At 69.2% G+C, this 20,381-nt stretch carries 16 protein-coding genes; 8 read left to right on the top strand and 8 right to left on the bottom strand.

All coding sequences use genetic code 11. The features are described from left to right. Window positions 1–236 precede the first annotated feature (236 nt). Complete coding sequence (locus OV427_RS38030) at window positions 237–1,286, bottom strand: PAN domain-containing protein (protein ID WP_267861129.1); 1,050 nt, start codon at window positions 1,284–1,286, stop codon at window positions 237–239. A gap of 473 nt (window positions 1,287–1,759) precedes the next feature. Between OV427_RS38030 and OV427_RS38025 the strand changes: the two genes are divergently transcribed. From OV427_RS38025 to OV427_RS38015, 3 genes are all read left to right on the top strand, one after another. Then, on the top strand, window positions 1,760–2,239 hold the full coding sequence (locus tag OV427_RS38025) for a MarR family winged helix-turn-helix transcriptional regulator (protein WP_267861128.1): 480 nt from the start codon (window positions 1,760–1,762) through the stop codon (window positions 2,237–2,239). Between the two features lie 12 nt (window positions 2,240–2,251). Next, window positions 2,252–3,424: an acyl-CoA dehydrogenase family protein gene (locus OV427_RS38020; RefSeq protein WP_267861127.1), complete on the top strand. Its 1,173-nt coding sequence runs from the start codon at window positions 2,252–2,254 to the stop codon at window positions 3,422–3,424. 222 nt (window positions 3,425–3,646) lie between these two features. Further along, window positions 3,647–6,691, top strand: coding sequence for a protein kinase domain-containing protein (locus OV427_RS38015; RefSeq protein WP_267861126.1), 3,045 nt, complete (start codon window positions 3,647–3,649; stop codon window positions 6,689–6,691). 93 nt (window positions 6,692–6,784) lie between these two features. On the opposite strand, the gene OV427_RS38010 is transcribed toward OV427_RS38015, so the two are convergent. Both OV427_RS38010 and OV427_RS38005 read right to left on the bottom strand, forming a co-directional pair. Further along, window positions 6,785–7,339, bottom strand: a complete 555-nt coding sequence (locus OV427_RS38010; protein WP_267861125.1) for a hypothetical protein — start codon at window positions 7,337–7,339, stop codon at window positions 6,785–6,787. A gap of 138 nt (window positions 7,340–7,477) precedes the next feature. Next, a complete protein-coding gene (locus OV427_RS38005) occupies window positions 7,478–8,785 on the bottom strand; it encodes a TPM domain-containing protein (protein ID WP_267861124.1) in 1,308 nt (435 codons plus the stop codon). A gap of 213 nt (window positions 8,786–8,998) precedes the next feature. Between OV427_RS38005 and OV427_RS38000 the strand changes: the two genes are divergently transcribed. Next, entirely contained in the window at window positions 8,999–10,594 is a 1,596-nt protein-coding gene (locus OV427_RS38000) for a S8 family peptidase (protein WP_267861123.1), read from the top strand. A 152-nt stretch (window positions 10,595–10,746) separates the two neighbouring features. Here OV427_RS38000 and OV427_RS37995 read toward each other — a convergent pair whose 3' ends face one another. Together OV427_RS37995 and OV427_RS37990 are read right to left on the bottom strand one after the other, a co-directional pair. Beyond that, window positions 10,747–12,033 (bottom strand): hypothetical protein, encoded by a 1,287-nt coding sequence (locus tag OV427_RS37995; protein ID WP_267861122.1) that lies wholly within the window; start codon window positions 12,031–12,033, stop codon window positions 10,747–10,749. A gap of 105 nt (window positions 12,034–12,138) precedes the next feature. Then, a complete protein-coding gene (locus OV427_RS37990) occupies window positions 12,139–13,353 on the bottom strand; it encodes an aspartyl protease family protein (RefSeq protein WP_267861121.1) in 1,215 nt (404 codons plus the stop codon). A gap of 183 nt (window positions 13,354–13,536) precedes the next feature. Between OV427_RS37990 and OV427_RS37985 the strand changes: the two genes are divergently transcribed. From OV427_RS37985 to OV427_RS37970, 4 genes are all read left to right on the top strand, one after another. Next, complete coding sequence (locus tag OV427_RS37985; protein WP_267861120.1) at window positions 13,537–14,445, top strand: DUF3592 domain-containing protein; 909 nt, start codon at window positions 13,537–13,539, stop codon at window positions 14,443–14,445. 702 nt (window positions 14,446–15,147) lie between these two features. Then, on the top strand, window positions 15,148–15,297 hold the full coding sequence (locus OV427_RS37980; RefSeq protein WP_267861119.1) for a hypothetical protein: 150 nt from the start codon (window positions 15,148–15,150) through the stop codon (window positions 15,295–15,297). Between the two features lie 130 nt (window positions 15,298–15,427). Then, window positions 15,428–16,396, top strand: a complete 969-nt coding sequence (locus OV427_RS37975; RefSeq protein ID WP_267861118.1) for an NAD(P)-dependent alcohol dehydrogenase — start codon at window positions 15,428–15,430, stop codon at window positions 16,394–16,396. 172 nt (window positions 16,397–16,568) lie between these two features. After that, window positions 16,569–17,225 (top strand): DinB family protein, encoded by a 657-nt coding sequence (locus tag OV427_RS37970; protein ID WP_267861117.1) that lies wholly within the window; start codon window positions 16,569–16,571, stop codon window positions 17,223–17,225. 142 nt (window positions 17,226–17,367) lie between these two features. Here the strand turns inward: OV427_RS37970 and OV427_RS37965 are convergent, their stop codons facing one another. From OV427_RS37965 to OV427_RS37955, 3 genes are all read right to left on the bottom strand, one after another. Beyond that, window positions 17,368–17,802: a YciI family protein gene (locus OV427_RS37965; RefSeq protein ID WP_267861116.1), complete on the bottom strand. Its 435-nt coding sequence runs from the start codon at window positions 17,800–17,802 to the stop codon at window positions 17,368–17,370. Window positions 17,803–18,003: 201 nt separating this feature from the next. Further along, complete coding sequence (locus OV427_RS37960; RefSeq protein WP_267861115.1) at window positions 18,004–18,687, bottom strand: hypothetical protein; 684 nt, start codon at window positions 18,685–18,687, stop codon at window positions 18,004–18,006. Between the two features lie 149 nt (window positions 18,688–18,836). Continuing rightward, complete coding sequence (locus OV427_RS37955; protein WP_267863536.1) at window positions 18,837–20,213, bottom strand: serine/threonine protein kinase; 1,377 nt, start codon at window positions 20,211–20,213, stop codon at window positions 18,837–18,839. Window positions 20,214–20,381: the final 168 nt, after the last annotated feature.

Here is a 20,381-nt window from a genome sequence, read left to right as displayed (position 1 = left end):
TGCGGGCTCGGCTCCTGCCGGCCCTGGGCGCGTTGACGGTCCTGCTCCCAGGAAATTCATCGTACGGTCTCTGCCCTCGGATGCTCCGAGTGCGGGTCGACAGAGCGCCGGTACCGTTCCGCCGACTCCTCGGCACGGGTTGGACGAGTAGAGCGCCAGCGCGGAGCTGGCGCCCTTCCCTCCTCAGCCGCGCGGCCCGCCCCCCCGAAGCCATCGCCGCGCGCCTGCGCAGCCGGCTATTCCAGTTGCCAGTGCGCGGTGGTGTCGCTGCCCGAGCCGTAGTCGAAGGTGCAGTCGTAATAGTAGCTGCAGCGCAGATAGCCGATGTACGCGCCATAGGTCGTCTGCAGCCACTGATTGCGCATCTTGAATCGCCCGTTGCCCAGGTCCTCGACAATCCAGGCGCACTCCGGACCATTCCAGTTCGACGGCGTGCCCACGTAGCCATCCGACAGCGACACCCGGGCCCGGAAGCCACTGGAGGAATAGGCACACAGGCGGTACTGGTCCGGACAGCCGTTGGACGGGGAGCCGTTCGAGCAGTAGCCGGGGGTGATGGACGTGGTGAAGGTCTTCACGTTGGGGCCGAAGCTCGTGTCGCCGACGGTCCACGACTCGTCCTTCGCGGACTGGAGCCGGAAGTCCGCCGGCCAGTAGGAGCCCTCGTCGTTGATGTTGAAGTACTCGTTGCGCCCGACGTTCTTCAGCGCGAAGAGAGTCTGGGGCCCGGCGGGGGCGCGAGCATGGTGGTCGTACGGATGGCCGGCGTAGTCCGTCTTCAGCCCGCCGACGTCCGCGGCGCTCTTGTCACTCAGGTCACATTGCCGCTCGTACTTGTAATAGTCGAAGGACTTGCACCACGTACGGCCCAGGCAGGCGCTCGCGCACTGCGACGGGGTGACCCCCGTCAGGTGCTCGTTGTTGTAGCCGTAGATGGCCGCGTTCGGGGTCCGCGAGAACCCGCTCGGCAGCACCGAGTAGTGGTCGAACGGGTTGCCCGCATAGTCCGTCTTCAGCCCGCCGACGTCCTCGGCGCTCCGGTCGCTCAAGTCACAAGCGGCGTCGTTCCTGTAATAGTCGAAGGACTTGCACCACGTACGGCCCAGGCAGGCGTCCGCGCACTGCAGCGGCGTGACACCCGTCAGGTGCTCGTTGTTGTACCCGCTGATGGCCGCGTTCCCCGAGAAGCCGAACCGGGAAAGATTATCGGCGGCCGCCAGGCTGGGCAGCATCACGAGACAGCCCACCACCACTGCCAGGACATTTCCTCGCATCGACTGCTTCATGTTGGCACTCCCCCTCGTTGTATTGATTATTCATCTCAAAAACAGTCAAGACCGCGAGGATGCATAAACACGAAATCACTTCCATCCGTGCGACATCCAGTTGCACTTGCACGCCAGTCTACACAGGGGTGAAATCGACCCGAGTCTCGGTTGCCACCATCGCGGGAGCACGCCTTCTCGCGCGGGAGGGGGCGCCTCCGCCGCAGACCGCGTGGATCTCGCGATGAGCTGCGCGACCTCGCCGGGTCATGCAACCGGGGCTGGAGCAACCAGCAACGCCCCAGGGTTGCTCTGGTCCAGCGACGAGTTCGATGTGATGTCTTTCGACGGAACCCGCCGGACCCGCATCGCCTGATGTGCCGCCCACCGTGCGCCGCCACAGCGCGACTCACGGCGCTCGCGTGGCTGGCGAAGGCCGTCGCGGCATCCGAGCCTTGACTTCCTTCGCTCGACCCAATAGTTCGCAGTACGAAATGTTTCCGAAAGCGAAGGAGCGGGATCTCGACCTCATCATCGAGACCTTCATCTACCTCCAGGCGGAGGGGCGCCGGCTGGCCCGCAGCGAATGCGAGCGCGTGGGCGTCAGCCCGACGCAGCTCAACGTGATCATGCTGCTCGATCAGATCGAGGCGCTGACCTGCTCGGAGCTGGGGCGCCGGCTGGCGACCCAGAACTCCACTGTGACGGGCATCGTCGACCGGATGGTCGAGGCCGGGCTGGTGAAGCGCGAGCAGTCCCAGGAGGACCGTCGCGTCTGGCGCGTCCGGTTGACCGAGCACGGGAGCAGGATTGCCCGGCAGGTGGACGTGGCGCCCTGGGCCATCCTGCGACGAGCCCTCAACGCCATGGAGCCCTCGGAGCAGAAGCAGTTGTTCAAGCTCCTGCGAGGGCTCGCCGGACAAGTCGGCGCTGAGATCGAGAAGTCGAACGGAAGCAAACGCGAGAAGGCCTGAGGACCCCACACCATGCTCTTCACGGAAGAACACGAGAAGCTCCGCGCCACCGTCAGGCGTTTCATCGACGAGGAGATCAACCCGCACGTCGATGCCTGGGAGGAGGCGGAGATCTTCCCGGCACGGGAGCTCTTCAAGAAGATGGGCGCGCTGGGGCTGCTCGGAATCACCAAGCCCACCGAGCACGGCGGCGCCGGGCTGGACTACTCCTACTCGGTTGCGTTCGCCGAGGAGCTCGGCCACTGCAACTGCGGCGCAATCCCGATGGCCATCGGCGTACAGACGGACATGGCCACGCCGGCGCTGGCCCGCTACGGCTCCGAGGAGCTGAAGCGCGAGTTCCTGGCGCCCACCATCCAGGGCGAGCTGGTCGCGTCGATTGGTGTCAGCGAGCCGGGCGCGGGCTCCGACGTGGCCGGCGTGAAGACCACCGCGGTGAAGGACGGCGACGACTACGTCATCAACGGCACCAAGATGTGGATCACCAACGGCATGCAGTCCGACTGGATCTGCCTGCTCGCGAACACCAATGACGACAAGCCGCACGTCAACAAGTCGCTCATCCTGGTTCCGATGAAGACGAAGGGTGTGAGCCGGGCGAAGAAGCTCAAGAAGATCGGCATGTGGTCCTCGGACACCGCCCAGCTCTTCTTCGACAACGTCCGCGTCCCCCAGCGCTACCGCATCGGTGAGGAGGGCGCCGGCTTCATGATGCAGATGCAGCAGTTCCAGGAGGAGCGGCTCTTCGGCTCGGCGAGCACCTTGAAGGGCCTCGACCGGGCAGTCCAGCTGACCATCGACTACACGCGAGAGCGGCAGGCCTTCGGCATGTCCATCCTCGACAACCAGTCCGTCCACTTCCGGCTCGCCGAGCTGCAGAGCGAGATCGAGGCGCTCCGCGCACTCATCTACCGCACGTGCGAGATGTACGTCGCGAACCCGGACGACATGGAGAGCCTCAAGCTTGCCTCGATGTGCAAGCTCAAGGCCGGCCGGCTCTCGCGCGTCGTCACCGACGCCTGCCTGCAGTACTGGGGGGGCATGGGCTACACCTGGGACAACCCCATCTCCCGCAACTTCCGCGACAGCCGGCTGATCTCGATCGGCGGGGGGGCGGACGAAGTGATGCTCGGGATCATCTGCAAGATGATGGGCATCCTCCCCCGCAAGAAGAAGAACTCCTGACCACGGCCTTCACCGTGTCGGCGAAGGCCACTCCCCGGCGGACGCGCCGGGTTGTGGGGCACGGCCCTCAGGTATCTGGAATACAACAGTGACCCGCGCTGCAAGAGTTGGGTGCAGAACGATGCGACCGCATTCCGCCGGCCCTCGTCTTCGGAACGCTCTTTTCTGACCTTTCCTCACTCTCCGACACCGCTGAGACCACAGCGTGGCTCCGGAGACACCGTGGGGACCTACCGGATTGTGAAGAAGCTGGCCGCTGGCGGCATGGCCGAGGTGTTCCTGGGGAAGGTGGTGGGTGCGGAGGGCTTCGAGAAGCCCGTGGCCGTCAAGCGCATCCTTCCCTCGTACGTGCAGGACGCCGCCTTCGTGGAGCTGTTCCTGCGCGAGGCGAAGGTGTCCGTCGCGCTCCAGCACGGCAACGTCGTGCAGGTGATGGACCTGGGGACGAGCACCGGCCAGTACTACATGGTGATGGAGTTCGTGGACGGGGAGAACCTCCGCACGCTCCTGAGGGCGGCCTCGCAGCGCCAGCTCCCCATGGGCCTGCGCGAGGTGTGCTTCATCGCCCAGCAGGTGGCGGACGGGCTCGCCTACGCGCACGGCCGCACGGACCGGGCCGGCGCGCCGCTCGACATCATCCATCGTGACATCAACCCGTCCAACGTCATGGTCTCCAGCATTGGAGGCGTGAAGCTGGCCGACTTCGGTATCGCCAAGGTGGCCGGCGCGCACCAGGAGACACAGGCCGGCGTGCTCAAGGGGAAGATCAACTACCTGTCCCCCGAGCAGGTCCAGGGTCGCCCCGTGGACCAGCGCAGCGACATCTTCCTGCTGGGGCTGCTGCTGTACGAGATGCTTGCCGGCCGCAGGCTCTTCGACGGCTCGTATCCGCAAATCATCCACGCGCTGGGCAACTTCGACGAGCACACGCTGGAGCCACTCCCCGGCGTGCCCGCGCCGCTGTGGGCCATCCTGCTGCGCTCGCTGGCCGCGGCCCCCTCCGCCCGGTTCCAGACGGCGCGCGAGTTCTCCGAGTCCATGCAGAGCTTCCTCTTCGACCACCGGCTGCGCGTGGGCGCAGCGGACATCGCCGGCCTCTTCGGCCGCGCGTTTCCGGACCGCCGCTCGCCGCTGGCGGACCTGGAGGGGATGCCCGGTGAGGAGATTCGTCTGGAGGGCGAGGAGCTCCCACGCGTCCAGGGCCCGCCGGCCCGGGACGCACGGCGTCCGCCGCCGGGACCGCCGCCCATGCTGCGTCCGGCGGGAATGCCTCCACCTCCCGGGGTGGCAGCGCCCGTGGCGGTGGCGCGGCCTCCCGCGAGCCCTCCGCCTCCGCCGGCCCTGGCGATGGCGCCTCCGGCCCGCAGCCCTTCCTCGCCGCCTTCACCGGCCCTGGCGATGGCGCCTCCGGCCCGTGGCCCTGCCGTGCCGCCTCCGCCTCCCGGGCCTCGTGCGAGGACCCGCCAGCAGCTCGGCGCAATCCTCGTGGCGCGCGGCATGGTGACGCCGCAATCGCTGGAGGAGGCGCTGTCGCTCCAGAAGCAACGCGGCGGGCGGTTGGGACAGCTGCTCGTGGTGGAGCGGAAGCTGGAGCCGGAGAACCTGGTGCGCGCCCTGTCCGAGCAGTCGGGGCTGCCCCACATCACCGACGAGAAGCTCCAGTCCGTGCCGGTGCCGGAGGAGCTGCTGCGGCAGGTTCCCCGCGAGCTGTGCGAGAAGCTGTGTGCCGTGCCGGTGGCCCTGCGAGGGCGCGAGCTGTTCTGCGCCGTGCTGGACCCGCGCGACGTGCAGGTCACCGACGCGCTGAAGTTCTCCGCGCGCGCCGTGGCGGTGCAGGGCCTCTTCGCCACGGAGCACGCCATCCGCCGGGCCATCCGCCGCTTCTACCCGGGTGGAGAGATGGAGACGCGCGTCGGAATGGAGTCCACCGACTCCACGGGACGCGCGCGCATGCTCCAGTTCGAGGAGCGGTTCACCGGGCGTGCCGTGCTCGGCGAGCGAGAGCTCTCCGGGGACGAGGAACCCGAGCCGCGGACACCCGCGCCCTCCGAGGCCGCGAGCCGTCGGGCGCCTCCCCCCCGGAGCGACGCCCGCGCGCGCATGGTGCTGGTGGTGGCGGAGCCGTCGGAGCCCCGGGAGGCCGCCGTGAGGCTGCTGCTGATGGAAGGGCTCGCGGCCGCGACGAGCCCCGCGGCCGAGGCGGAGCGGGCGCTCTCGCTGGGTGGGTATGACCTGGTGCTCGTGCTCGAGGACGGCCTGGAGGACGCGGCGGGCATGGCCCAGCGGCTGCGTGCCGCGCATCCCCGGGTGGAGGTGCGCGTGCTGCCCTCCTACAGCGCGGCGCTGATGGGCGAGGGTGGACCGCTGGCGCGGCTGGGCGCATTGCAGATGAGGCTGCTCGAGGGCGTGATGTCCATGCTGGGAGGGAGCGCGGTGCTGGCGCCCTTCGTCACCCAGCTGGCGCGGAGGATTGCCGCGCGGCTGGGCGCCGGCAGCGTGGAGGAGTCCCTCATCGGCACGGCGGCCTCCGCGCTGGCGCTGGCGGCGCGGCTGGAGGAGCCGTGTCGCTTCATCCTCCCCTCTCGTGCGCGGGCCCTGGCCCTGGTGGGCAGCGGTCTGCCGGAGGTGGTGGAGCTGCTCACCGCCGTGCTGGCCGAAGGGAGTGAGACTCCGGCGCCCGCGGGTCGTGCCGCTGGCGCGCTGCTGTGCTCGGCCAGCTTCGTGCTCCAGGCGCAGAGCGCACAGCCGAATCCGGCGGACGCGGCCCTCGCGCTCCAGGCGCTTCGCCAGGACCCACGCCTGCCACCGGCGGCCCTGGAGGCACTCGCCGCCGAGCTGACCGCGAGCGCGGTGGGGCAGGACAAGACGGCACCACGGGTGATGGTGGCGGAGACGGATGCCGCCAACGCGATGACGCTGCAGATACGGTTGATGGCCGAGGGGCTGGCCACGGTGCGCACGCAGAGCCGCGCCGAGGTGGAGCAGGCGCTGGGAGCGGGAGTGCAGGCGGCCATCCTCGCGGACCCGCTGCCGGATGGGGACCTGTACACCATCCTTCGCGCGCTGCGGAAGAACGCGGCCACCGAGGACCTGCCGGTGTACCTCATCCTCGACAAGGAGGACCCGGCCGTGGTCACCGCGGCGTTGGAGGCGGGAGCGGATGACGTGCTGATGCGGCCGGCGAACGTGGAGGTGCTCATCGCGAAGCTGCGCCGGGCCATCCACCAGCGGCAGGCGGCTCGACGCAACGCGCGGGCGGCGAACTGATGCGGGCGGGGTGGCAGCGCGGCCGCACCGTCGCGGGTCAGGCTTCTTCGTAGGGCAAGGCCTGAGAGTGGAACTTCATTGGAATTGCGCTCGCTAGCGTCGGGCGCTCTTCGCCTTCGGAGCCTTCTTCTTCGCCGCGGGCTTCTTCGCGCGGCTGGCGGCCGAGGGGACCTTGCGCGCCGGGCGCTTCGCGGCGCGAGCTGGGCCCGCCCACACCTCGAGCGCGGCGCGCGTCTCGGCCGCGCGCGTCTTGTTGCCCAGCGCGTCCTGCAACAGCGCGAGCCCCTCCATGGCGTGGCGCACCTGCGCGTCCGTGAGCTCCTCGTGCTGGAAGAGGTTGCGGTAGGCCTTGGCAAGCCGAGCGAGCGCGACGAGCGGCTCGGTGACCGCGCCGCTGCCCGTAGCCTGCGGGGAGCGGAAGTGTCCGAGGCGGTAGCTGATGCTGCCCCAGTCCCAGCGCTCGCTCGCGGGGCGGCCCTGCGCCATCCGGTCGCGCTCCAGCGTCGCCTGCCAGTCGGCGCCGAACTGGGCGCGCAGGGCCTTCTCGAGGAAGGTCTGGAGCGCGTCGCGCGCGCTGCCCAGGGCCGGGTCGAGCATGGCGCTGACGGTGGCGTTGCGGGTGCTGGCGGTCGTTCTGCGGATGGACACCGGGTGCAGCTCCTTCGAGAGAGAGGGGTGCGCAGGGTACCGGGCCTGTCCGCGGTCAGCCAGGAATGCGACGGCCCGAAGCGCCGCACGGCAGGTGGCCTTGGACACCTGCCGTGACGGTGGGCTCGCGAAGCGGAACTACCAGGACGAACTGGAGCCGCCTCCGCCGAAGCTGCCGCCGCCACCCTTCCACGAGTCATCCGAGTGGGAGCTGGAAGAGGAGCTGGAGGAGGACGACGACGAGTCGCTGGAGTCAGAGAACACGGAGGAAGAGTGCGAGGAGTGGCGCCGCCTCGACGCGCGCCGCTCCTCCTCATCCTCCTCGTCGTCCGAGCGGAAGCCGTAGGAGTTGCCGAGGAGTCCTCCATCCGACGGCGGCGCACTGGACACGGTGAACACCACCACCGCGAGCGACACCGGAACCACCGCCATCAGGCTGAAGAGGAACGCCCTGTTGAGGAGCGACTCCAGGCTGGAGGGGTCACCCATCACCACCGCGCACACCAGGCCCACGGCGACGCCGCCCAGGACGATGGCCCCCATGGGCCGGGCCCCCGTGCCGGGCCCCTGCTGCCACGCCCGGATGCCCCCGAAGAGCGCCGCGAACACGCCCGCGTAGCCGAAGAAGATGGCCACGCCGGACGCGGGGCGCAGCCAGGAGATGAGGATGGGCGGGGCGAGGAACAGCGCCACATTCGCGACGGCCACGACGGTGGAGCCGAGCCGCTCCTCCCAGGCCCCGAAGCCGATGAGCAGGACCAGCCCCATCCCGAGCGCCGACAACGTCACCCACAGGAACGCCACGCGCCCCTCGTGCGAGGGCTCGGGAGGAGAGACGACCCCGGGCACAGACTCGACGTCGTGCTCCGAGCCCGCCACGGCGTCAGGTACCTCGGACGGCGGGGCCGTGGTGTCGCCGTCGTCTTCAACGGGTGTCGGCTCGCGCACGGTGTCCGTGCCTGGAGTCGCCGCCACCGGAGTCGGGACGTTCCCCGGCAGCCGCGCTCCCACGCCGTCGATGATGGCGAGCAGCGCGCCCCGGTAGTTCCTCGCGCGCATCAGCGGCCCCTGCGCGTCGAGCAGGCTCCGCACCGTGCCATCCGGCAGGTGCTCCTCCACGCCGTATCCCGTCTCCAGCCGCATGCGTCGGTCCTTCACCGCGACCACCAGCAGCACGCCGTCGTCCCGCCCCTTCGCCCCGCCCTTCCACGCCTCCGCGGCTTGAATCGCGTAGTCCTCGATGGGCACGCCGCCCGTCGTGCGCACGACGAGCGCCGCCATCTGCACGCCCGTCTCCGCGCGCAGGCGCACCAGGCGGGACGCGACGGCTTCCGTGTCCTCGGGGGACAGGAAGCCGTCCGGGTCCGTGACGGGGCGGCGCAGGTCGGGGATGCCGCCCAGCAGCATGGCTGGCAACAACAGCGTCAGGCAGAGAGCCTTCACCATCGGGCGACCTCGAAGCGGAGCATGACGACTCGTGAGCAGACGTTACCACCGGACCTGCCGCCGCATTTCGATACGCTTGCACTCCGCAGCCTGAAAACAGGACTCCACGTCAGACGAGTATTATATGAAATACCAGTGAGGCGGCTCCGTGGGGAACGGAGTGTCCCCGCGGGCCGTGCTCACGTCCCTCGTCATTCGAACTGGAGCAATCCCATGCCGAAGACCTCTTCCCCTGCCCTGCGCCCGCTACGTGGCGCGCTGGCGGGCCTGGCCCTGGTGGCCCTGGCCCCCGCTGCCGGAGCGGCTCCGCGGGCCCTGGCGCCGCGCGCCGCCGTGGTGAAGCACACCGGGCGCGAACTGCCCTCGGGAACGCCCGTGGAGCGTCTGGTGGTGAAGTTCCACGAGGGCAGCCGCGTTCGCCTCCGAGACAATGCCCTGGTGGCCCTCATCTCCGAGCGCTCCTCCTCCGAACGCAATCTGTTCTTCGGCCGTGGGATGTCCGAAGCCCGGCTCACGGAGGACCTGCGCTCCGTGGAGGCCTTGCTGGACCGCGCGCCGCGGACCCGACGCCCGCAGCGGTTGCTCCAGGAAGACGAGGCCACGCTGGAGGCGCGCAAGACCTCCGGTGAGACGCTGAGCGGTGAGCAACTGGCGGACCTCAACCTGTACTTCCAGGTGCCGCTGCTGCCGGGCACCACTTCCGAGCGCGTGGCGGACGTCGTCGCCGCGCTCAACGCACTGGACACCGTGGAGGTGGCCTACGCCGAACCTCCTGTCGAGGACGCCGCGGTGAACACGGGCCTGGACGCGGCGCTGCGGGGCGTGCTGGCCGCCGCCGACCTCCCGCCCACCACGCCGCTGTATACGGCCAACCAGGGCTACCTCAACGTGGCCCCGGGCGGCATCGATGCGACCTACGCGTGGACGGTGGCCGGCGGAACCGGCACGGGCGTGCGCATCGTGGACGTGGAGACGGGCTGGAACCGGTCGCATGAGGACATGCCCACCCTCTTCTACGTGGGCGTCGCGGGGACGGTCAGCGACCACGGCACCGCCGTGCTCGGAGAGCTGGTGGCGGCGCAGAACGCGTACGGCGTGACGGGCATCACCCACGGGGCCCAGATGGGCGTCGAATCCCACACGCCGCAAGGCCTGACGAGTGCCCTCTCCAAGGCCGTCACCGCGGCGGGCCCGGGCGGCATCGTGCTCGTCGAGGTCCACCGCCTGGGCCCCAATGACGGCACGGCGTGCACGTGCAACACCAGCCAGTGCAACTACATCGCCGTGGAGTACTGGCAGGCCGAATACGACATCATCCGCAACGCCACCGCCAACGGCGTCATCGTCGTGGAGGCGGCCGGCAACGGCAGCGCCAACCTGGATGCCGCGGCCTACGGTGGGCGCTTCAACCGCGCCACACGCGACTCGGGCGCCATCATCGTCGGCGCGAGCACGGCCACCACGCGCGTCCCCATGTGCTGGACCAACTTCGGCGACCGCGTGGACGTCCATGGCTGGGGTGAGCGCGTGGCCTCGATGGGCTACGGCGACCTGTTCGGCTCCACCCTTGGCGTCAACCAGTACTACACGGCCACCTTCAGCGGCACCTCCAGCGCCTCGCCCATCGTCACGGGCGCGGCCGCCAGCGCGCAGGGGGTGGCGCTCGCCAATGGCAGCCGCCTGACGTCCGTACAGATGCGCGGACTGCTGCGCAGCAGCGGCACCGCCCAGGCCGCGGACACCCGGCAGATTGGCCCCCTGCCCGACCTGCGCAAGGTGCTGCCCAAGGTCATCTCCGGCAACTACTGACAGCAGGCTTCAGCAGCACGGGGCCACCGCTCGCCGCGGGCTGAGAACGAGCCTGTGGCGAGCGCACCCCTGAAGCGATGGGAGTGAGACTGCCGTGAGTGGGAGGGTGAAGCGTTGCAAAGGCGTGTATCGCTCCGCGAGGCCGTGCGCGTTCAGTCGAACTCGGTGCTCGTGGTCCGCACCGCGCGCCAGGGCTTCGCGTGCTTCTCCATCTCGGCGAAACCCACCCGCGCGAAGTCGCGGCCGCGTCCCACCTCGATGCCAATCCACAGCGCCTCTGGCTCCTGGACGTACACCGCCACGTCCGCCCACTCCGTCCGGCGCGTGAGCAGCGGCTCGACGCTGTAGGCGCGCGGGTTCCGGGCCAGGTTGCGTTCGAACAGCAGCACGAAGTCGCCCCAGTGCATCCACAGCGCGCCGTTCTTCCGCATCCCCAGCGCATGGAGATTGCTGTCGATGGTGTCTGGGTCGTTGGACGCCGGCAGCCGGATCATGTCCTGCCTCCCGTCCGGCGTGTGGCGGTGGATGACCAGCGCCTCCTCTTGATGGTCGAGCACCTGGAGCACGTCGCCGGAGTTCGTCGAGAAGAGGCGCTCGTTGAACGAGGCGAACTTCGGGAACGGGCGGATGTCCGCCTTCGGCTGTCCCGGCCTCCACCGCAGCACGGCGCGCTCGTTACGCGCGAGGCTCAGCTCGAGGAACACCTGCTCGTCGGTGTTCCCCCAGATCATCCGGGCGTTGCCCACCGGCGTGTCCCTACCGTCGAGCAGGACGGTGTGCTTCACGCCCTGCCCGGTCACCTCGTAGGCAACGACCGCGCGGACGGGATTGCAGGTGCGGTGCTCACACGGTTGATCGGGCCGCTCCGGTATCACGTACAGGGCGACGTCGCGGCTCCTGTCCAGCTGCCGTCCCTCATCGACGCGGTACAGGAGCTCGGGCGCGCCACCGTCGAGCGGAACCCGGTAGGCGACGCTCACCTGGCCGCGCGGCTTCTTGCGCCCTTCCATGTGGACCAGCACGTCGCGTCCATTCTCGAGGAAAGCCAGGGACCCGACCTGGAAACCCCAGATCTCGTCCGTGGGCGGCTTCGGCTTGGGGAGGGTGACGTGCCGTCGCGGCGCGCCGGTGAAGTAGTGCAGCGACGCGTCCTGCTCCCACGCGGCGAGCACGTCGCCGGCCTCGTTCGAGGCGACGCGGTACAGGTTGTCCTTCGGAATCCGGTGGAGCGAGGTGAACTGCCGCCCGCCCGGCGCGAGCATCCGGAGGTTCGAGCCGCCCACGGAGAGGAATCCGCCGTTGGGCATGGGCAGCATCGTGGTGAGCCCGTGCACCCGCGACGGCGTGTCCGGCTTCTTGCTGCGAGTGTCGATGCCCTCCGCGAAGGCGGCTGGCGCAACGAGCGCGAGGGCAATGAGCGCACTCCGGATTCGCGACACAGCGGCACCTCGTGGAGATGCGCGATTCGACGGCCGCGCTCGCCGTCTATTCACTCCCCGGTAGGACGCACACCGGGGTACACCCCGCGGCCCGGGAACCCGGGCTCAGGGCGTAGCGGCGGCCCGGGGGGCGGGGGCGCGCTCGGTGAGCGTCAGGCGGCCCGCCTTCGCGTCCTCCTTCACGTCGAAGCGAGCGAGAAAGTTGAGCCCGAGCAGCCCATCCACGCCGTCGGGCAGCGTGTCGGCCACGCCCACCTCGACGTGGGTGGCCTTCGCTCCTTGCAGCGCGAGCTCGGACACCTCCGTCAACTGGACGGTGAGGACGTCATGGGCCGCCTGGAGCCGGACGGTGCGCGCGCCCTCGAGCGACAGGCCCAGCCGCTGGGCGAACGCCTTCGACAGCACGACGCGCGCCGAGTCGGTGTCCACCAGCAAGCGGCCTGGCGCCCCGCCCTCCACCGGGAACTCCACGATACGGGGGGCCTTGGCCGGGAAGGACAGCTCCGCGCGGCCCCGCCCGTCGCTCCCGCACCGGCCCGCGCTGGAGAGCTCCGCCAGCCGCTGCTCCATCTTCGGATCCCGCGCCTTGCCGGGCTGCGACTGGAAGTGCTCCAGGACCGTCATCCGGGCGTCGCAGGCCCGGCCCTCCCGCATGGCGGCGGTGGCCAGGAGGTTGGTGACCTGGGCCTCGCTCGGCTTGAGGAGGAAGGCCTGGTGGAAGTCCGCTGTCGCCTTGTCCAGCGCGCTGGCCGCCTCGTACGCCATGCCGCGCCAGATGAAGTAGCCCGCGTTGCTCGGAGCGCCTTCGATGAGCTCCGTCACGTCCCTGGCGGCGAGGTCGAACTCCTGGAGCTGGACGTGCGCCGTGTAGGTGAGCTGCCGGAGCGCGGTGGACTTCCCGCACTGCGCGATGAAGTCGTCACCGGCCTGGATGACGCCCCGCAGGTCTCCGGCCTCGAACAGGGCCTGGGCATACTCGCGGCCCTTCGCCTTGTCGCAGGGCTGGCGGCCCAGCTCGTCCTTCAGATGGCGGATGAACATGCCCTTCTTGCCGTGGTCGAAGGCCTGGGCCTCGGAGGACGCCGCGCCGGGTGGGCGCAGCGCGAACCAGCCTCCGACGCCACCAGCGGCCAGGACGAGCACCGCGCCCATCACCACCGCGCGGGTCTTCTTCCCCTGGTGGTAGCGCGCGACGCAGGCCGCGCAGCGGTCCTTGCCGCCGTCGAAGGTGGCGCACTTCGTACAGAGGGACTTGTCACAGCCGCCACAGCGGGTGGTCGCGGCGGTGTCGGGATGCTGGAAGCAGGTGGGTGAGGTCATCGCGGCGCCTTCTAACCCGCTTCAGCCTCACGTGGGTGGTGACCGTGGAGCCCGGGCCCACCTGCCCCTGAGCGCTTCCGCGACCTGGCTCAAGGTCCGCGGGTCTGAAGTGAGGGGGCACCCTGGCTGGACGGGCTGCCGCGTCCAGGGCTTGATGGAAGCTCAACGCCAGGGTCCCCGCCCATGTCCGCTGAACTCCCGTCCGATGTCCGCACGCTCCTGTCGGAGCTCACCACCTGGCATTTTCGATTGCCGGTCCATCACTTCGCCCCGCTGACAGGACATACGGTGGAGGCGGATGCGCTGCTCTATGGCGAGCTGGGCTATGCGGACGAGACGCTGTTCCTCTATGGCTACTGCGTGGGGGAGGACGAGTACTGCTTCCTCTATGACACGCCGTGGGACGAGGTGCACCGCGCCCTGAACGGCACGTCCCCCAACGAGTGGTACGACGGCCTGGTGATGCCGCGCGCCTTCCGGGTGCGCTACTCCGTCTCGGCGCCCGAGCGGCACGAGATGGTCGACCCGCTGCTGCGGTCGATGATGGAGCGACCGTACCGCTACCTGGGGACTCGCGCCGCCGTGGCCCGCCCGCTCACGGCGACCGCGGAGGAAGTCCTCCGCGACATCGACCGCTGGGACGAGCGGCTGCGCTACCTTCGTCGTGGACGGTATCTGGTGCCCCAGGATGTGTCCCAGACGGCGGAGTGGACACCCGCGGTGGCCCGGTTCGGGGGGCTGGTGGGACGCGGCGAAGCGGAATATGCGCACTACCGCTACGAGGTGGGCGGGACTTCGTACGTGTTCGCGGTGAAGACCGTGCCGCCCATCTCGCGGATGACCCCGAGCGACCACTCGCCCCAGGCCTCACGGAAGCGGCGGCGGGCCCATCTGGCCCTGGCGCGGCGGCAGGAGCAGGGCTTCCGGCTGCTTTCGAGCGGGCAGGAAATCGGGGTGCGGTTCAATCCGAAGGAGCCCGCGGAACACGTGCTCGGCGCTCCGATGCTTCCGGCGGGGGCACCGCCGCTGGACATCGACCCTTCCACGGGCGTGTACCAGCTCGAGCCCATCGTGTTTCCCCGGTCGAAGTAGCGCCTGACGCGGCGCATGCGCTCTGGGTGCTTCCGCAGGTGCATGGTTCCCTGTTGTTGATGGAGAGTTCGCAAGGGGGACGCAGAGGACGCTGCTCGTCAGCGGTCGCCTCCCAATGCCATTCACGGGCGTTGTCATGACTTTTGACGTGACTGAGTTGCAATTACACCATGCCGCACCGCATGCTTCCGCGCGTCGTCGACGTGCACACGCTCCATGGAGGCTCTCATGCTGAAGTTGATCGCCTTGCTACGCCGTCCCGTGTTCGCGACCCTGGTTCCCGTTGCGCTGTTGGCCTCGGGTCCCGCACCCGCCGGCCCCCCCTCCAATAACATTTGCGCCGTGCAATGTGACAACGGGGCTGCGAACACGATCTACGCAGCCACCCTGGAACAGTGCACTCAGTATGCATTCATGTTGTGCGGCCAGGGCCCTAGCGGCGGGGGCGCGTTCACCTACAACAACCAGGGCTACGCGTGGTGAGCCGTCCCTGAGATGGGGGCGGCCATTCCCTGGGTATGGCCGTCCACATTTCCCGTCTCGGTGGAGGAACTCCGACGGGCCCTGTTGGAGCAGGCCTACCGGTACAACAAGCACTGGCTGCTGGATCGCCACGACTTCCTCTCGCCGAGTCAGGCCCGGCGATAGCTGATACAGAAGCAAGCAGCCTGATTACGGCCAACCTGGTGTCTCAATAATCTGGTGCGGTACAACCTCGCGATGCACATGGCGCTGAGCATGGTCGAGGCGCTGGTGCACTCCGCGGTGCTCGAGCCACCGGCCACCGGCGAGTCAGCGCTCGAAGAGGCCTTCACCACCGCGGTCGAGGGCTATCTCGTGCTGCGGCGCTGAGCTGTCCCTCCGCACCGCCGGAGATGGAGCACGCGGCGCGGAGGCATGGACGCCCGGTGGCGAGCTGGCGCAAGGTCGTCCCAGGCCGTGTCTCCTGAAATGAGACCTGCCGGTGTACGTAGGGGGTTCCATGAAAGCCATCGTCTGTCCCCGATACGGTCCTCCCGACGTCCTCCGGCTCGAAGAGGTCGAGAAGCCGGCCCCACGCGACGACGAAGTCCTGATTGCCGTTCGTGCGGCCTCGGTGAACGCAGCCGACTGGCACCTCATGCGAGGGGACCCATACCTCATGCGTCTCGCCATGGGGTTCCGGGGACCGAAGTTCGCAATCCTCGGCGCGGATGTCGCGGGGCAGGTCGTCGCCGTCGGGAAGAATGTCACGCGGCTTCGGCCAGGCGAGGAGGTCTTCGGAGACATCTCCGACTGCGGCTTCGGCTCCTTCGCCGAGTACGTCTGCGCGCGCGAGGCGAAGCTGTTGCCGAAGCCGGCGAACCTGACCTTCGAGGAAACGGCCGCCGTGCCCATGGCCGCCGTCACCGCGCTCGAGGGCCTGCGCGGCGCCGGACGGATTCAGGCGGGCCAACACGTCCTCATCCACGGCGCATCGGGCGGAGTGGGCTCGTTCGCCGTGCAGCTCGCCAAGGCGCTCGGAGCGGAGGTCACCGCGGCTTGCGGCAGCGGGAAGCAGGACATGGTGCGCGCTCTCGGCGCGGACCACGTCATCGACTACACCCGGGAGGATGTCACCCGGAACGGGCACGCGTACGACCTCATCCTCGACGCCGCGGCCTATCGCTCCATCTTCGACTTCAAGCGTGCCCTGAGCCCCACGGGGACCTACGTCGTGGCGGGAGGCTCCACCGGTTCACTCTTCCAGGCCATGCTCCTCGGCCCGCTGAGGTCGAGCTCGAAGGGCAGGAAGTTCCGCAACTACCTGTCGATGCCGAACCGGGAGAACCTGACCTTCGTCAAGGAGCTCCTCGAGGCCCGCAAGGTCGTCCCGTTCATCGACCGGCGCTTCCCGCTGAGCGACGTCCCCGACGCCATCCGGCATCTCGAAGCCAGACGCACGCGAGGGAAGCTGGTCATCGCGATGTGAGGAAGAGGCCCGAGGAGCATGAGCCCAAGACGGTTGGGGACGCTGTTGAGGGTGGCGGGCTGGAGCACGAAGGCGAAGGTGGACAACGCGTCCAGGGCGGTTTGTGGCGCGGCCGCCTGTCAGAGGGCCATGTCATGAATATGCGCCCTCTGATGCTGCCAAGGAGCAGTCCATGGATACCTCCCAGACCGCCGAGAGCCCGGCCCAACCTCACCCCTTCGTCCGGAAGCTCCGCATGCACCGGGAGTTCTTTCACCGCACCCTGGAATGTTTCAGGGATGAAGACGCAAGCTCCCGAGTGACTCCGGCGGCCATGACCGCCGCGGGCCAGGTGCTGCATGCGGCGGCGGCCATCGAGTTCTTCCTCTCGGGCTTGTTCGGCGTGTTCGAGGGCTGGTCTCCGATGTCGCAGCGCCAGCCGGGCTTCGTCGACATGTCATGGACGGAGGGCGCCAACATCGGCCTCGAGGAGCGGAACACTTCTCCCGAGGTGCAGGAGGCTGGCCGCTCGCTCAAGAAGGCGGCGGAGTTGTTCGACCGGTCGATGGATTCCGCCAGCGCGCTGTTCGGCGCCAGGACGATGGAAGAGCTCGTGCAGGTGCCCCTGCCCCCCACTCCCATCTTCCCTCCGTGGTTCACGGCAGCCCATGTCTTCGAGATCATGATCGACCACACGGCGCATCACCGGGGAGCGCTGGCGCAGTACGCGCGCGGCCTGGGACTGGAGCCGAAGATTCCCTACTTTGACATGGCCGAGGCGCGCCACGAGGCCATGCTCATGTCCGGCCAGGAGTCAGGAGCAGGAACCCCGGTGGCGGCCGTCAAGTAGAGCGGCCCGCTCCCAGCCGAGGGCAGGCGCCACATGCCACCGGGGTTGGTGCCCTGCATGAGGAGCTCCAGCGGGTGCCACAACGGCACCTCGGGGCTGGCGAGCGCCTCGGGGTTGCGCAGGCCGAACAGGACCGCGCGCGTCAAGAACCGCGCGGCCGCTCGAGCTCGGCGCGCAGCCGATCCTCCTGGGCGCGCAGCTCCGGCGTGAACTCGGCGCCGAAGTCCTCGGCCTCGAAGATGGGACGGATCTCGATCTCCGCGTCCTCGCCGGGCATGGGGTCAGGGCAGCGGCGAACCCATTCCACGGCCTCCTCCATCGACTTCACCTGCCAGACCCAATAGCCGGCGAGCAGTTCCTTGGTCTCGGCGAACGGACCGTCGAGGACGCTCTTCTTCCCGCCCGAGAACCGCACCCGCTTGCCCTTGCGGCTCGGGTGGAGGCCTTCGCCTGCCAGCATGATGCCGGCCTTGACCAGCTCCTCGTTGAAGTTGCCCATGTCGGCGAGCAGCTTCTCGCCAGGCATCACGCCGGCCTCGGAGTTCTTCGTCGCCTTGATCAGCACCATGACTCGCATCGTCGTGCTCCTTTCGGTTGGGGAGGACGCCCCGGTCGGAATGACCATCCGCGCCCTCTTTCAAAATGGCGACGAAAAAGCCTGGCAAGGATCGACATGTCCCCCCAGAAATCCGCCGACGCGCTCTGGCGCGCCCTGGAGCGCCTGCTGGCCAGCCAGCGTCAGCGGCCGTGCGTTCGACGCGGGAAGCGCTCGCCCGGTTCAACCGCGGTGGACGTCGTCAGGGTCGTCGGTGTCCGCATGGACGCCTGCTCCGCCCATTCCGGCCTCGCCAGCACCACCGCCACCGGCCCCACCGCCACCCGCCCCGCCGCCACCACCTTTTCCGCCGCCTTTGTCGCCGCCCTTGCCCCCGCCCCCGGGGCGCACCGGCCCCTGGTCGGGGATGGCGAGCCCGTAGGGGATGGGCTCGAGGTCGAGCGCCCGACGGATGAAATCGCGCAGCGACACGACCAGCCGCGCGGTGCCGACCTTGCGCCCGGCGACCATGTCCGCCGCAGCCTCGGCGGCGAGCCGCACCTGCTCCTCGGTACCGAGCAGGACCACGTCCGACAGCGCCGCCTCGACCGCGTCGCGGATGCGCCGGCGGCGCTCGTGCGCCGGGTGCTCGAGCGGCGACGCAAGCCCGAGGCCTGGGTCCGGTTCCTGCTCGAGCGGCTCGCCAGCCGCGAGCCGCCGACGCAGGTCGCGCAGGTGGGTCGGGTCCACGACGAGCTCACCGGTGAACGAGCCGCCGAGCGTCTTGTACGCCGCAATCAGCGTCCTCAGCCGCTCGTTGATCTGGCGGTTCTCGCGTTCTCGTCGGCGCTGCACGGTCTGCATCACCAGCAGGCGGATGCCGACGACGACCAGCGACACCAGCACGAGGCTGGCCAGCGTCGCCACGAGACCACGCAATGAAGTGAAGTCGAGAGAGCCCATCTTCGCGCGACGATAGCGTGTCCGCCGCACAGCCGAAGCGCCGCGCGCCGGTGGAGCGGATGCGTTCAAATTCTTCCAGCGACTCCTTTGTCTTCGGCTTTCCGCACCTCGCGCTATGGGCCGTCGTCTCCGACGTGCTCCGAGGAACCCGAGGTGGACGGACGCGGCTTCGGAAATGCGGGGCCGTAACATGCGCCCTTGAACACGTAATTGTTGTAGTCGTCTTCACAATCCTTCACGCCAAGCTCCAGCTTCAGCCAGCACCCACCATTGATGGGAACCCCCCTGCCGGGACAGCGGCCCGTTGCATCCGGTCGCGCCTGTCCTGGAAGCGGCCTGGGGGGCACGTCCACCGCGATGGTCGACCACGCGGAAGGCGCCCGCACCAGCGGCACCGGGGCCGTCAACGCGGTGTCTCCGACCGCCACGGTGCCGGCATCCTTTGCATCCTCGGGCGCTGACGCGTGTCGCGTCTCGGTCTCTTCTCCGAGCTGCACGCTCAGCATCATTCCCCCGGCTGCCAGAGCCACGGCACCTCCCAGGCTGGCCGCAGCGAGCCATGAGCGATTGAGGCGCCCCGGCGTCCGTGGCACGACGTGCCGGGGGACGGCCCATACATCCTTGGACCAGGCCTCCTCCCTCGCGAAGAGAGGCACCTCTGCTTCCGGCCCCGCCTTCCTCGCGGCCCGCTCCAAAGCCTCGGCCAGCTCGCGGGCACTGCCACGTGCCTCAGGCCGCACCGAAAGCATCCGCGACACGAGCGCGCTCAGCTCCGCGCAGCAGCGGACGTTGACGACGCGTGCAGGCCGCGGGCCCGCCCCCTCCGGGCTCCAGACTTGGGAGTCCTTGTCCAGCGGCGCCACCGAGGGAGGGTATTCGCCAGTCACCAGCCGGTATGCAGTCACCCCCAATGCGAAGACATCATCCGCCGGCCCGGGCGCGTAGGCCGGGGTCGACTCGAGGATGGGGAGCCGCACGGAGCGCAAGGCCTCCGGCGAGCGGTAGGGCGGAGTCCCGGGAGGAAATGGCGGCGACGTCAGTGGGACGGCACCCACGTAGTGTCCGCAGCCGAAGTCGGTGAGGAAGACCTGGCCATCCGTGGCGCTCACGAGGACGTTGTCACCCTTCACGTCTCTGTGAACGCCTTCAACGGCATGAGTGGCCGCCAGGGCCCGCGCGAGGCGGGCGAAGGTGTGGAGCACCTGGCGGGAGGTGGGGCTCACCACCTGTGCCCATTCGTACAGGGACAGGCCCTCGACCCACTCCATCGCGAGCCAGGGATGGAGGAGGCCCCACGGCGATTGCCAGCTCCCACTGCCAATGAGGCGCGGGACGCTCGGGTGGCGGATGCGGGAGAGCAGCTCCACTTCTCGTGCGAAGCGCTCATCTCCGGGGCGCAGGGCCAGCTTGAGGGCGACGGGTCCGGACCCGCCCTCAACGCTGAAGGCGCGGTAGACGGCGCCGTAGGCTCCATAGCCCCTCCGCTCCATCACGCGCCACGGCCCCACCCTCGTCCCCGACGGGAGGCATGACGGATTCAGGTGGCCAGGCTGCATGGGTGCCCCACGAGAGGAGTCGCTGCGCTCGCGGCAAGCCTACCCTCCGCATTGGCCCGTGTCAGCGCAATCCCCTGGGTGGGGCGTCGCTTCCATGCGCCG

This window comes from Pyxidicoccus sp. MSG2, assembly GCF_026626705.1.
GTDB lineage: Bacteria > Myxococcota > Myxococcia > Myxococcales > Myxococcaceae > Myxococcus.
The sequence above is the reverse complement of the archived record's forward strand: the minus strand, read 5'-3'. Positions and strand labels throughout refer to the sequence as shown.